13 protein-coding genes are annotated in these 14,405 nt (G+C 32.6%); 9 read left to right on the top strand and 4 right to left on the bottom strand.

The window, feature by feature from the left end:
• Window positions 1-34: 34 nt before the first annotated feature.
• The 3 genes from QLQ94_RS03570 to QLQ94_RS03560 all read left to right on the top strand — a co-directional run bounded on the left by QLQ94_RS03570 (window position 35) and on the right by QLQ94_RS03560 (window position 5,295).
• Complete coding sequence (locus QLQ94_RS03570; RefSeq protein WP_271337242.1) at window positions 35-1,498, top strand: OmpA family protein; 1,464 nt, start codon at window positions 35-37, stop codon at window positions 1,496-1,498.
• A gap of 63 nt (window positions 1,499-1,561) precedes the next feature.
• Complete coding sequence (locus QLQ94_RS03565; protein WP_271337243.1) at window positions 1,562-4,327, top strand: PD-(D/E)XK nuclease family protein; 2,766 nt, start codon at window positions 1,562-1,564, stop codon at window positions 4,325-4,327.
• A gap of 293 nt (window positions 4,328-4,620) precedes the next feature.
• Window positions 4,621-5,295, top strand: a complete 675-nt coding sequence (locus QLQ94_RS03560) for an ATP-binding cassette domain-containing protein (protein WP_271337244.1) — start codon at window positions 4,621-4,623, stop codon at window positions 5,293-5,295.
• Window positions 5,296-5,304: 9 nt separating this feature from the next.
• Here QLQ94_RS03560 and QLQ94_RS03555 read toward each other — a convergent pair whose 3' ends face one another.
• On the bottom strand, window positions 5,305-5,448 hold the full coding sequence (locus QLQ94_RS03555) for a hypothetical protein (RefSeq protein WP_271337245.1): 144 nt from the start codon (window positions 5,446-5,448) through the stop codon (window positions 5,305-5,307).
• Between the two features lie 287 nt (window positions 5,449-5,735).
• On the opposite strand from QLQ94_RS03555, the gene QLQ94_RS03550 reads away from it, so the two are divergent.
• Both QLQ94_RS03550 and QLQ94_RS03545 read left to right on the top strand, forming a co-directional pair.
• Window positions 5,736-6,056, top strand: coding sequence for a roadblock/LC7 domain-containing protein (locus QLQ94_RS03550; protein ID WP_078006835.1), 321 nt, complete (start codon window positions 5,736-5,738; stop codon window positions 6,054-6,056).
• Between the two features lie 18 nt (window positions 6,057-6,074).
• Window positions 6,075-6,449, top strand: coding sequence for a hypothetical protein (locus QLQ94_RS03545; RefSeq protein WP_271337246.1), 375 nt, complete (start codon window positions 6,075-6,077; stop codon window positions 6,447-6,449).
• Between the two features lie 738 nt (window positions 6,450-7,187).
• Here QLQ94_RS03545 and QLQ94_RS03540 read toward each other — a convergent pair.
• The 3 genes from QLQ94_RS03540 to QLQ94_RS03530 form a co-directional block, all read right to left on the bottom strand.
• Entirely contained in the window at window positions 7,188-7,964 is a 777-nt protein-coding gene (locus QLQ94_RS03540) for an alpha/beta fold hydrolase (protein WP_271338753.1), read from the bottom strand.
• Between the two features lie 271 nt (window positions 7,965-8,235).
• Entirely contained in the window at window positions 8,236-9,528 is a 1,293-nt protein-coding gene (locus QLQ94_RS03535; protein WP_271338752.1) for an aminopeptidase P family protein, read from the bottom strand.
• Between the two features lie 229 nt (window positions 9,529-9,757).
• Complete coding sequence (locus tag QLQ94_RS03530) at window positions 9,758-10,189, bottom strand: helix-turn-helix domain-containing protein (RefSeq protein ID WP_271338754.1); 432 nt, start codon at window positions 10,187-10,189, stop codon at window positions 9,758-9,760.
• A 122-nt stretch (window positions 10,190-10,311) separates the two neighbouring features.
• On the opposite strand from QLQ94_RS03530, the gene QLQ94_RS03525 reads away from it, so the two are divergent.
• The 4 genes from QLQ94_RS03525 (at window position 10,312) to QLQ94_RS03510 (ending at window position 14,358) form a co-directional block, all read left to right on the top strand.
• Window positions 10,312-11,667 carry a bactofilin family protein gene (locus QLQ94_RS03525; protein ID WP_271338751.1) on the top strand — a complete coding sequence of 452 codons (1,356 nt, stop codon included), beginning with the start codon at window positions 10,312-10,314 and terminating at the stop codon, window positions 11,665-11,667.
• An 8-nt stretch (window positions 11,668-11,675) separates the two neighbouring features.
• Entirely contained in the window at window positions 11,676-12,089 is a 414-nt protein-coding gene (locus QLQ94_RS03520; RefSeq protein WP_271338750.1) for a hypothetical protein, read from the top strand.
• Between the two features lie 207 nt (window positions 12,090-12,296).
• Entirely contained in the window at window positions 12,297-12,734 is a 438-nt protein-coding gene (locus QLQ94_RS03515) for a GNAT family N-acetyltransferase (protein WP_271338749.1), read from the top strand.
• A 439-nt stretch (window positions 12,735-13,173) separates the two neighbouring features.
• The gene (locus QLQ94_RS03510; RefSeq protein ID WP_482498835.1) at window positions 13,174-14,358 is read left to right on the top strand and encodes an IS4 family transposase; all 1,185 of its coding nucleotides are present in this window, start codon (window positions 13,174-13,176) and stop codon (window positions 14,356-14,358) included.
• Window positions 14,359-14,405 lie beyond the last annotated feature (47 nt).

The following is a 14,405-nucleotide window of genomic DNA, read 5'->3' as shown; positions in this document are numbered from 1 at the left end:
TAATTAACTAAATTGTAATTAAAAAAAATTAAGTATGAAACATCTTAACAAACTTTTAGTTGCTGTGATGATGGTGATGGGTTTAACTTCTCACGCACAAGACAGTAACAATCCATGGGCTATCTCTTTTGGAGTTAATGCCGTTGACACTAGAACCAGTTCTGGTGCAGGAAGTGGTTTCTTTGATCAACACTTTTCTCAGCCATTCGCTGCAAAAGACAACTGGAATATTCTTCCTTCTTTATCTTACATTGGTGTGTCTAGATACGTAGGTAGTGGTTTCTCTATTGGTTTACAAGGATCTGTGAACAAAATTGATAAATATGTTACTTTTAATCCAGCTGCTCCAGGGCACGATTCAAGAGGTAATGTTGTAACTAATCCTGGTGATTTGATGTATTACGGAATTGATGCTACTATTAAATATAGCTTCCAGGAATTAATCAAATCTAAAGTAATCGATCCTTCGTTATCTGTTGGTGGAGGTTATACTTTCTTTGGTGATAGTAGCTATGGAACTGTAAATCCAGGTGCTGGAATTACTTTCTGGTTTACTGATGCTATTGGTCTTGAGCTTGCTACAAGATACAAATGGTCAGTTAGTGGTGATAGAGAAGATGCAGCTGGTGTTCCAGATGCTCCATCTCACTTTCAACACACTGCTGGTTTAGTTTTCAAATTCGGAGGTAAAGATACTGACGGAGACGGAATCTACGATAAAGATGATGCTTGTCCAGACGTTGCTGGTTTAAAACAATTCAACGGATGTCCTGATACTGACGGAGACGGAATCGTTGACGCTAGTGATGCTTGTCCTACTGAATTTGGTTTAGCTGCATTAAACGGTTGTCCAGACAGAGACGGAGACGGAGTTGCTGATAAAGATGACGCTTGTCCAGATGTTGCTGGTTTAAAACAATTCAACGGATGTCCTGATACTGACGGAGATGGTGTTCCAGACAAAGATGACAAATGTCCTACAGTTGCTGGTCCTAAAGAAAATGGTGGTTGTCCTTTCTTAGACGCTGACAAAGATGGTGTAGCTGATAAAGATGATGATTGTCCTACAGTTTACGGTCCTGCTTCTAACAGAGGTTGTCCTGAAGTTACTACTGAAGCTTTAGAAGATCTTAAAGTTCAAGCAAGAGCTGTATACTTTAACACAGGTAAAGCTACTTTCAAAGCAGGAGACAAAGAAACTCCAGCTAGATTAGATGCAATTAAAGAAATCCTTAAAAACTATCCAAACGCGAAATTCTCTATTGAAGGACACACAGATAGTACAGGTTCTGCAAAAATCAACGACAAGTTATCTAAAGAGAGAGCTGAAGCTGTGATGAATGCATTAATCGAAAGAGGTGTTAATCCAGAAAACTTAGAAGCTAAAGGATTTGGATCTTCTCAACCAGTTGCAAGTAACAAAACTGCTGCAGGTAGAGCACAAAACAGAAGAACAGAAATTAGACATATTGGTTCTAAATACCAAGGTAAAATCTAATTTAATTTCTAAATAAAATCTAAAAGCCATTCTTAATTGAATGGCTTTTTTTATTTTTATCAAATGATAAATACTTCTTTTCTCGGAAAAATTGCAACTGTTATAATTCAGGATTATTCAACTAAACTTGTTCAGACTACCATTGTATTGCCAAATAAAAGAGCTAAAGTTTTTTTGATTGAAGCTCTGAAAAATGAAACTCAGCATACAATGCTTTCGCCTGAAATCATTAGTATTGAGGATTTTGTGCAAGATGTCGCATCAATACGATCTATCGATGCAATTGAACTTTTATTTGAGTTCTATGAAGTTTACTTGTCAGTAACTGAGAAACAACATCAACAATCATTTGAGTTATTTGCAAATTGGGCAAAAACACTTTTACAGGATTTTAATGAGATTGATCGCTATTTATTAGATCCGGCGCATGTTTTGTCTTACTTAAAAGATATTGAAGACATAAAAAAATGGGGAATAGAAGTCGAAAACAGTACAAAACTCTTAGAGAATTATATTGATTTCTGGAAACTTCTTCCCATGTATTATGACGCCTTATACAATCATTTGCTTAATAAATCTGTGGGATACCAAGGATTGATTTACAGGGAAGCAGTGAATAATCTGAATCACTTTTCTAATACCGTTTCAAATAAGACTTTTATTTTTGCAGGCTTTAATGCTTTAAATGCTGCGGAGGAAAAAATTGTACAGCATCTTTTGGCATTGGATCGGGCTAAAATTTATTGGGATGTTGATCAGACTTTTCTCAATGATCCTTATCATGATGCGGGGCTTTTTGTTCGACGTTTTAAGGAAAGCTGGAAACATTATAAATCAAATATTTTTGAGTGGATTGTAGATGATTTTTCTCAATCTAAAAATATTCAGGTAATAGGAACTCCTAAAACTATTGGTCAGGCAAAATTAACCGGAAGTATTATCGAAAATATTATCAACGAGAACCCTGCAACATCTCTCGATAAGGTTGCTATAGTACTTGGTGAAGAAAATTTATTAATGCCTGTTTTATATTCATTACCATCTTCTGTAGGAAGTTTGAATATTACAATGGGATATTCCGGAAAGAATAATCCGTCGCAAATATTGATTGCAAAATTATTTAAAATGCATACCAATGCGCTTTCCAGAAAAGGCGAAAGTTATGTGTTTTATTATAAAGATGTGCTTGATATTTTAACGCATCCGTTGGTTGAGCCTTATGCAAATGCCAGAAATCTGGTTAGAATAATCAAAGAGAATAATTATACTTTTATTACTCACAATCGGATTGTAGAACTCAACTCAGATCAATCGCAATTGTTTAAATTGTTGTTCCGTAAATGGGAAAGTGGATCAGTTGCTGTTCTTGAAAATGTCTCAGCTATTCTACTTTTGGTAAAAGAAAATTTCAGCAATGACAACGAGGAAGAAAAGATTGCAAAAGCATTTGTTTATGCTGTTTTTAAAGTGATAAATAAATTGATTAATTATTACACCCAACATAGTCATATTGATAATATAGATACATTGCACGCGATCTATAAACAAGTTATCGATGTTGCTGAAATTTCGTTTGAAGGGGAGCCTTTGCATGGATTGCAAATTATGGGTGTTCTTGAAAGCCGGGTTTTAGATTTTGATACGGTAATTATAACTTCGATGAATGAAGGAAAGTTTCCTGCCGGAAAGTCCCAGAATTCGTTTATTCCGTATGATGTAAAAAGAGAATTAGGTTTGCCGACTTTTAAAGAAAAAGATGCGATTTATACCTATCACTTTTATCATTTATTGCAAAGGGCGAAAAATATTTATCTGATTTATAACACTGAAAATGATGGATTGGATGCCGGAGAACGAAGTCGTTTTATAACGCAATTGGAAGTTGAAAAACAATCGAAACACAATCTGACTTTCGATATCTATAATCCGGTATTGCCAACATCAGCATATCAGCCAATGGTTGTGGCAAAATCTGATGCTGTAATGGAGCGTTTAAAAGAAATTGCAACGGTTGGTTTTTCACCTTCGGCATTAACGAGTTATATTCGGAACCCGATTGAGTTTTATTTTCAAAAGATTCTTCGTATTCGGGAAGTAGAGGAAGTAGAAGAGAATATTGCATTAAATACATTGGGAACTATAATTCACGAAACGCTAAAAGCTTTGTATGATCCTTTTGTTGGTAGATTTATTTCGGAAGCAGACATTGAAAACTGTTTCAAATTGTTGGATAATGAAGTTTTAAAACAATTTAAAGAAGTTTATAAAGAAGGAGAAATCAAAAAAGGGCGTAATCTTTTGGCTTTTGAAGTGGCAAAGCGAAATGTTTCTAATTTCCTGAAAATGGAATTAGAGTCTATAAAAAATGGAGATGCCATTAAAATTATAGCGTTAGAAAAGACTTATGAACGCCAATTGAATCATCCAAAATTGCCTTTTCCTGTTTTAATTAAAGGAAATGTTGACAGAATTGAACAACGCAACGGTAAAATTAGAATTGTCGATTATAAGACTGGTAAAGTCGAAAAAGCAAATGTAATACTTAAGTCTTGGAACGGATTAACACAAGAGCTTAAAAACGACAAAATCATTCAGGTTTTAGCATATGCGTTTATGTACGAGAATGAAGCGGCCGGTTTGCCTATTGAAGTTGGGATTATATCTTTTAAAAATTTAAAATCAGGTTTTCTTCCTTTTGGGTTTAAAGAAGATAAGGAGTTAGATACAACGGTTACAAATGAAATTCTGAAGAGTTATATAGAGGAAATTGTTATATTGCTGACAGAAATTTTTGACATCAATATTCCTTTCGAGGAAAAAATAAATTAATCGATCAGAAAGCTTTATAATATATTCGAATTTTTTCAAACTACCTTAGTTATAAACGTATCGGTTTGTGCTATCGCTGTTTTGTTGACCGGTTTTGATTACTTCTTTGCTGTGTTTTTGAGCTTTGGTTTTTTGATAAGCATAGTTTTTAAGGAATTATATCGCAAGAATGAATATTTGTTTTATTCGAATAATGGGATTTCAAAGGCGAGACTTTTGATTTTTAGTTATCTCCTGACCATTTGTATTACACTTTTAATTGGTTTGATAACTTTTTTAATAAAAAGAATATTTTGAAAAAGCATATTTTAGAAGTTGATGGAATTCAAAAAAAGTTTAATGACAGAGTGATCCTTTCAGATGTGTATCTGAAATGTGAAACTGCTGAAATCATTGGTCTACTAGGAAGAAATGGTTCAGGGAAATCGACTTTGTTGAAGATTATTTTCGGTATAGAATCAGCTCCTAATAAATGTATTCGAATTGATTCTGTGTCAAAGAACAATGAAAATAGTTTGTCGAAAGAAATAAGTTATTTGTCGCAGGAACAATTTATTCCAAATCATTTGTCTGTAAAAAAGGCGATTTTATTATCGATCGATAAACAAAAACTAATACTTTTCTATGAAGATGAATTTATTCAGTCAATTTTAAGGAAAAGAATAAATCAATTGTCTAGTGGAGAATTGCGATACCTTGAAATTAAAATAGTGCTGTTTAATCCTTCAAAGTTTGTTTTGCTCGATGAACCTTACAATGGTTTGTCGCCAATTATGGCAGATGTGGTAAATGAATTGATAATTGTGAATTCAGCTAAAAAAGGAATTATTATCACCGATCATAATTATCTGAACGTAATCAGGATTTCGACTAAATTAATTCTGATTAAAGATGGTAAAACGCATTGTATCAAAGATAAAGCTGAACTTGTGGATAAAGGTTATCTCAACAGTTCAGCTTTTTTATAGTTGTTTTTTCTAGCTAAAAATCTTTTTGAAAAAACCTTTTTTTGCTCGTTCCTGTAAATCGGGATTATTTATGTTTCCGTTTTCAAAGCGGAATCTTCTAAATTTCATCAATTTTACATTTAAGTCAAAACGTACTTCGTCAACAGTTTTCATTTCAGTCATTTTTTTGCAAAGCTATGAAAAACTTCCAGTAAACTAAATTTCTTCTAAATGTTAAAATAATATTTAAGATATCTGAATTAGATTGCTGTTTTTTTAGATAAATCTTCTTTTTTTGTTTGCGTTTTTTATAAAATTTATTTTAAAAATAAAGAAACAGTATCGTATAAATAAAAGTATTTCAAATGGTTACGTGTGCCTTTTTTTTTAACAAGTGTTTATCGGACAATTCTGTTTATTAAAATATCTTTGACCCTTCTTAAAAATGAATAACAAAAGATATGATTGATTTAAATACACTTGTAGAAGAAACTGGGGCTGAATCTGGATTGACTTTTAATATAGATGGCATCTTGTTGGAATCTGTTAATTTAGAGTATGATGGTAATGTAGCGGCAATGATTGGAATGATACTTAAGATGTGTTTAGAAATGTCTGAAGATGTTAATAATGGAGATCTTAAACAAGTCATGATTAAGAATAAAGATGGTATTGTGGTGGCTAATAAAGACGAGCAGGATAACTGCGTTGCGTTGCTTTCTAAAGATATAAGTAAAATGGGACTTTTGCTGCGCAAGATGGATACCGTTTTCAATAATTAATTTAAATACAATTAAAACATGTCAGATTTTTTACAGAATTTTCAAAACGATTTAAAAGAAAATATCAACGGATTCATTGCTGTTTCAGTAACTGAAGTTGAAACGGGAATGTCTTATTCTTCACTTTCTTTAAATCCAAATTTTGACCCGGAATTAGCATCTGCTTATAATTTAGAAGTTGTAAAAGCAAAATTAAGCGCTATTAAAGCTTTAGGATTAAACCAAAAAATCAATGATATCTTAATTACACTAACAGATCAAATACATATTATAGATGTATCTGAAGATGGTAAATATTTTATTTATTTAGCTGTAGATTCAACAAAAGCGAACCTTGGATTAACAAGAGCGACTTTGTCTAAATTCAAAAAAGACATTATTTCAAAACTATAATATTTGCCCCAATAATGAGAAAAGGCTGTTCAGAATTTCTGAACAGCCTTTTTTGTTGTGTGCCCAGCATGGGCGATAACTCTAGGGTGTAAGTCCCGAACACGCCTTTACAGTGGGAAGTGTTAGCTGAATGCAAGGGTGTCCATCGCGAGGTGGAATCTGAAGGAAGCAGTAGGCAAACTCTTGACCTGACGAACAGAAACTATATAAAAGGCCAAAGATGTTGGATAAGGTTGCAACACAAACTGAAGTCCAAAACTGTACGGAAACATCATGGTAAATATAGCAGGTATATGAGAGGAAAGTTGTCGTTCTTACCTGGGGAGGTCTTATAGACATAGGGGGAGTTTTTTTTTAAGAAAAGCACTTATGGATAACAATTGCTATAAGAAGTCAGCAGAGGTCATAGTAGGTACTGTAAATGAGTACCGAAGGACTGAACTTAATTAAGTGAGTAGTAAATGAATGTTACCTATGAAGGCACGAATGCAGAAAATATCAAGTAATTTGATAACTACCTTGGAAAGGATAGGACGGAATCCGACAGCTACCAGGGAGTGCAGACCTTTATTGGGATAACTGAAAACAACCTCACGGAAGTACTTTAGGTTAGGTATCTATCTTAAAATGTATCGTAAATTAAGAACCGCCTTGGTACGGATCCGTATGCCGGGTGGTGTGGAAGGTCGCCTAGGGAATTAATCCCTAGGCTCCTATCCGATTTTTATAATGATGGTATTATTCGAAGAAATCTAATAATACAGTTTTTAATTCCTTCTTGTTTTCAATCTGGCTCATATGTCCGTCATCAAAAGAAACCAGTTTTGCATTGGTATTTTCGATTTGAAGAATGCTTTCCTCGTAATTTAAAACAGGATCTTTTTTGCCTAAAATCAATAAAACGGGAAATAAATTCTTTTGCAAAAGCAATACCCTGTCTTTTCGAATTTTCATTCCTTCAAGCGAAGCCACAATTCCCTGCAAAGGAGTTTTTAAAGCCTGAATCTTGGCTTCTTCAATTTCTTCGGTCAATCTGGCTCTGTTGTTTTCGCTGAACAAGTTGCCAATCGCAAGATTTACGAAATTTATATAATTTTGTTTTACCGCTTTGATAGCGCGATTTCGGTTTATTTTTTTCTCGTGGCTATCTGCTTTAGATGTAGAGTTTAGCAGAACCAGTTTGTTGATGTTTTTGGGGAATAATTCGGCGAAAGCCAAACCAACATAACCACCCATAGAATGACCAATAATAATGGCTTTTTCAACCTGTAGATGGGCTAAAACTTCATGAACAACCTTTGCATTGTCCTCCATAGAGTGCACATATCCTAAAGAATCAGATTTGCCATGACCTAACAAATCGATTGTGATGATGTGATATTGTTCAGAGAAAAAATCGACATAATCACTCCACATTTTTTTATTTTCTAAAAAACCGTGAAGAAATACAATCGCCGTTCCTTTGCCTGAATCGGTATAAGAAATTGTGGTATTTTTATATAAAAGAGTTTTCAAAATATTATTTTTAAATGGGTTTTGTTAGCGAAGATTTTTTTTCGCCACGAATTTCACAAATTTACACGAATCAAAAGGAACTTCAAAAATTGAATTGCACGAATTTTATTTATGCTTTTTATTAATAGAATTAAAGGGAATAATAATTAGTGAAAATTTGTGGAATTCGTAGCAAACTTTTTAAATTATTAAATTTTAATTCTGATAAAAAAAATGGCTAACATTTCTGCCAGCCGTTTTTATTCGATAATCTATATTCTTTTCTCTTTCTTTAAGAATTCATCAAACTTTCGATTTCATCTACTTCAACCGGAATATTGCGCATCAGGTTAAAAGGTTCTCCTTTTTCCTGAACCACAACATTGTCTTCTAAACGGATTCCGAATTTTTCGCCTGGAATATAAATCCCCGGTTCAACCGTAAAAACCATATTAGCTTTCATAGGTTCGTGAAGCAAGCCGTAATCGTGCGTATCAAGACCCATGTGGTGAGAAGTTCCGTGCATGAAATATTTTTTGTAAGCAGGCCATTCCGGGTTTTCGTTCTGAACATCGGCTTTGTCCAGTAAACCTAAACCAAGTAGTTCTGAGGTCATGATTTTACCCACTTCAATATGATATTGTTTCCAAAGTGTTCCCGGAGCCAACATTTTTGTAGCCTCGTTTTTTACTCTCAAAACAGCATTGTAAACCGCTTTTTGACGATCTGAGAATTTTCCCGAAACCGGAATCGTTCTTGTCATATCGCTAGAATAGTTTGCATATTCAGCCGCAACATCAAGTAAAATTAAATCTCCGGCTTTGCACTGTTGATTGTTCTCGATATAATGCAAAACGTTCGCATTATTTCCTGAAGCAATAATTGGCGTATAAGCAAAACCTTTAGAGCGGTTACGAACGAATTCGTGAATCAATTCGGCTTCGATTTCGTATTCAGTAACATTTGGTTTTACAAACGATAATAATCTACGGAAACCTTTCTCCGTAATATCACAAGCTTGCTGAATCAAATCGATTTCTTCGCTTTCTTTTACAGAACGAATGCGTTGTAAGATTGGGTTGCTTTTTGCTACTTGGTGTGCAGGATAACGTTCTTTCCACCATTTTACAAAACGAGCCTCGCGAGTTTCAGTTTCTACTGTTGCACGGTAATGTTCGTTTGTGTTAATGTACATCGTATCTGCATACGTCATCATTTCGTTCAAAACTTTATGAAAATCCTGCAGCCAATAAACCGTTCTGATGCCCGAAACCTGAAATGCGCGTTCTTTGCTTAACTTTTCGCCTTCCCAAACTGCAATATGATCGTTTGTTTCTTTCAGGAAAAGAATCTCTTTTTGGTTCTCATAAGGTGCATCCGGAAACAAAAGCAAAATGCTTTCTTCTTGATCGACACCACTTAGATAAAAAATATCTCTGTGCTGTGCAAATGGCAAAGTACTATCTGCACTAACCGGATAAATGTCATTTGAGTTGAAAACGGCAACACTGTTAGGTTTCATTTCTGCCGTGAATTTTTTGCGGTTTTTTACAAAAAGAGCGCTGTTTATTTGATGATATTTCATAATAATGTGAGTTTTGAACTTCGAATTTCAAAAATAGTGAATTTAAGAGAATCGGCTAAGATTGATTTATTAAAGTTTTCTTATTTGTTTAGGTTTTGCCACGAAGACACTAAGGCACTAAGTTTTTTATAATCTTGTTATTTCGATGGAGAAGACATTACAAAATTATTTATAAAAAAACCGAAGCAGTCAAACTTCGGTTTTTCTATAAATATATCTTTTGTAGAAATTACTTTTTCTCATTCAATAACTTCTCTAAAAAAGCAACTTTCTCTTTTTCTGCTTGAATTAATAATTGGTAAAGTTTTTTATTCTCTTCAAAAGCTTCAAGAAGTTTATCAAACGGATTAAAAGTACATCCGTAACTAATTGCAGAACCATTGTTGTTTTCTATATCAAAAGTATTTTCAATAATATTAAAAACAGCTTCTTCAGAAAAATTCCTTATTACTTCGGTAGGAACGCCCAGAGCTTCGGCAATTGCTTTAAGTTTTTCATCATCAACACTTTCGCTTCCTTCAATAATAGAAATAGATTGTTGAGTCGTGCCAATTGCTTGTGCAAGTGCTTCTTGTTTCATGTCTTTAAGCTCTCTGATTCGGCTAATGTTTCTACTGATGTGTCTTGGTTTTGGTAGAAAACAAGTGTTTGTTTGTAAGATACATTTTGTAAATTGTTTTCTCGAATGAAAAAATACAATTTTTCTGACTATTGTTGATTTTGAATATAGAAATGTGTAATCTTGATAGTAAAGAAAAATCAACTTCGATTAATAAAATTAAAATGCAAAATTCAAGTTTTAAACTAGTAACAATAAAAGACATAAAATCGCAATATTCATTTCTAATTGATCATGAAGGATTTGATTATTTTGATGAATGGGACGATCAGGATTTCTTTTTAGTTTCAGACGAAGATTTAAATTTCGAAGGCAACTTCTATTTGGATATTTATGAAGATAAAGAAAAAAAATGGCTTGCTAATATCTTAAGTCTTCCATTAAAAGAAATTGATGCGATAAGAATCGAAGGGATTTTAATAAACGGAAATTTCTCTACAACCGGAAGCATTATAAATGCCGAAGGAGATTACGGACCTTATATTTATATTAATGGAGATGTCGATTGCCAGAGTTTATTATTGGGCGGTTCTAATGTCGAAATAATAGGCAACGTAAAAGCCAAGGAAGCTGTAATGACTTCGTACAATCACGGAAATTTTAAATGCTCTGGCATTATAGAAGCTCCGGTTTTTATAGTCGACGATCATTACACCACTTTTGCAAAACAAAAAAATGAGTTGTTTTATTATAATGATAAAACAGAAGATCTTGACCCTAAAAATGCCTGCCAATATGATGATGATCTTAATGAAAATGTTATATCAATCGAATTGCGCCAGCATCTTGATAATCCTTTAATAGGAACTTTCGAAGAATTAAAACGGGAACTGGAATTTGGAGAATTGATTTTAAAACAAAATAATCCGCCTGCAAAAACCTATGAGTATTGGCAAAATAGGATGAAATCAAATTATAGAGATTTAAAATTAGTTCCGCTTCAGTTTAAAACTCGAGAATTGTGTGAGTTGGCATTAAATAAAACATTTCATGCTTTAGATTATGTTGGTCAGGATTTTATTACGCCGGAACTTTGTGAAAAATTAGTGAGTAAAGATGGTTTTGCAATTCAGAAAATACCTGATCAGTTTATAACAAAAGAACTTTGCTTAAAAGCTGCTCAGAGTGGAACATTGATTTCGTTGATTCCAAATGAATTTTATTCGGAAGAATTAATTTTAACGACATTCAAAAACGGCAAAAACGAACCTAATATCAATGATGTTCCTTCTGAATTTATTACCGATAGTTTACTCGAAGAATATGTAAAAATTGGAAAAGGATTATGGCTCGACAAAGTTTGCAAAGAAAACAGAAAAGATAAATTAGCGATCTTAAAACGAGTAATTGATTATGGAATTGAGAATCTTGATGCTATTTTTGGCAATCATTTTAGTCAAGAAGTTGCTGATTATGCAGTCGCTATTTATAATAATGAAAAGTATAAAACGGAATGGAATAAATATGTTCAAAAATATAAAGTTAAATTTGTGCGTCTTGGGTCGAGTGAATATTTATGATTTGAAAAATGAACGATGAAAAATTAAAAATATTAAGAAGCAGAATTTCGATTCCTTTAAGTATTGCTGTTCAGCTTCTTAAAAAAAATGATGGTGATGTATTATTATGCGAAAAAGAATTTCATGATACTAATATTAAAGAAATCTGTTTAAAGACCGAATGCAATTATGAAATAGCAAAAGAAAATTATGGAATTTGTAAGTGTGATATAATAAAGACTATTGAAAGGATTAATCAAAAATCGATTATCATATCAACAGGAAAAACAGCATCTTCAAAAATTGGTTTTATTTTATGGCCTGCGAATGGAGAAAGGGAATTCTACAAAACGGATAAACGGAATGATGCTTTTGTTTCGGCAGAAGATTTCGATCTTATCTTGAAAGAGTTTCAATCTGTTTTTCCATTACGAAATCCGTGAAATGATATACTTGATAATGGATTTGATACTACTGTGCATAATTTTTTTGATCATAAAACGATCATATAGATTGTTGAAAAAATAAAACATATAGAAAAGGATAATAAAAAAAGGAGAAAGCTTTTTTGACTGAAATAATAAATTGGTTAAACGATAAATTAACCTACGCTGAACATATTGTGGTTTATGGTAACTTGTAAATTGAATATGAAATCAAATATCAAAATTAGAAAAGTCGAAAAACAAGATTTAGATTTTGTTTATAAGTCAATCTGCGAACTTGAAAATGAAGTTGTAGATTTCGAGGTTTTTGCAATAATATTCAATGAAAACATTTCGAATCTAAACAGTCTATATTTACTCTCAGAAAACGAAAATGAATGTGTAGGTTTTGTTAGTTTTCATACCCAGAATCTTTTGCATCATTGTGGTCCGGTTGAAGAAATTCAGGAATTTTTTATTGATAAAAAGCATTGTGGTCAAGGCATTGGTCGGTTACTGATAAATGAAATAAAAGATTTTGCAGATCAGAATAATTTGAAAAGTATTGAAGTTACCACCAATAAAAGGCGCGTAGAAAATGTGCTGATTTATGAGAATCTTGGTTTTAGTTTATCGCATAATAAGTTTACTATTTATAAGTAAGCTTTACGGTGATGAGAAGTGGATAAAAAGAAAACTCATTGTAATAATAACCGCCTTTATGTTGGGAATGGTAAACGGAATGAACGAGGAAGATCAAACCATTAGAGGAAATCAAAATTATACAGAACAACATAAAAAGGAATGGTATTCTTCTTGTTTTTACTGAACGTAATACTTTTTTGTCATTTCGACGGAGGAGAAATTACACGCGGGGATAAAGTGCTGTTGCTGATTTGCTTTATCTGATTTCTCCCTTCGAAAATGACAAGATGTTGTGTGTGTGCTGTAATGTGGTTAATCATTTTTCAGAGTTTTGCTTTGTTTCGATGACCAAGATTGTACGTAAAAAAACCTTTGTCAAAGTTTAAAGCCAAGAGTGTAAGGAACTTTTGTAAAAAACTATTATTTTTATTTTCTGTATTTATAAATCTATCAGAAAATGCAAATCAGAACAGAAGTAAAAGAAATATTAAATTATATTTCAGAAGATCAACTTGATTTTTTTGCTCAGCAAACTATGGTTGACTGGAATGCTAAAAAACTAAAAGGCAAGGAATTATTTAAACTTTGTGTTTTTGGAGTCTTAAATGAAAATAGAGCCAGCTCTAGAGTATTTGAGAATTTTTATGAGAATCATTTTTTTTGTAAATATGCTCAAATTCCCAAAGATAAAAGTGTAAGTCACAGCAGTATTGCAGAGAGAATAGGAAAAATAAACGTTGAGTATTTCGAAAAACTTTATCAGCACACCGTTACTGTTTTTCAGGATAAACTCAATGATAAAGATAAGATCAAATTAAGTTTGTATGATTCCACAATTACAAGCTTATCTGCTTCTTTGTTAAGTTTCGGGATGCGAAATGGGCAGAAAAACAAAAAAGGAGAACAGGGCAAAAATAGTATAAAATTTACAATTGGTTTTAATGAATTGCCCTTTAATGTAAAGTTTCACAAGGATCAAAAAATGATTAGTGAAGATTTGGCTTTGGGCAATATTCTAGAAGAGCACATAGCCAACAAAAAAGATATTGCCGTTTTTGATCGTGGAATGAAGAATAGAAAAACAATGGTTGATCTCTCTACTGATGATAAATATTTTGTAACCCGAATTTATAAATCATCTAAATATGAAGTAGAGAAAGGCAGTAAGGTCACTCCATTGGATTTTGAAAATGATATTCTTAAATTAACAAAACATAGCAGGGTTTATCTTTACTCGAATCAAAAAAAGACTAAAATAGTTTTTAGATTAGTGGAAGGGATATTAAAATCTGATGGAGAGAAGATCTTGTTTTTAAGCAATTTGCCAGAAGAAGAATTTACGGCAGATCAAATAGCAGAAATTTATAAAAAGCGTTGGGACATTGAGCGTTTCTTTAGATTTATAAAGCAAGAAATGAATTTTAAGCACTATTTTTCAAGACAGTGGAATGGAATTCAGGTAATGATATATATTATTTTAATTGCATCAATCTTGCTCTTGAGTTATATAAAACTAAATGAATTAAAAGGATATAAGATCCCCAAAATTTCATTTTGTAATCAATTACAAAATGAAATCATTCAACAAATAGTAATACATTGTGGTGGGGATCCTGCTAAAATAGAGACATTCAATACATAAAATAAAGTTCCTTACACTCTTGGTTTAAAGCTTTGACAAAGGTTAGG

The sequence above is a fragment of the Flavobacterium sp. B114r genome, from assembly GCF_056824125.1.
Note: the sequence above shows the minus strand (reverse complement) of the source record. Positions and strands in the feature narration are given on the sequence as shown.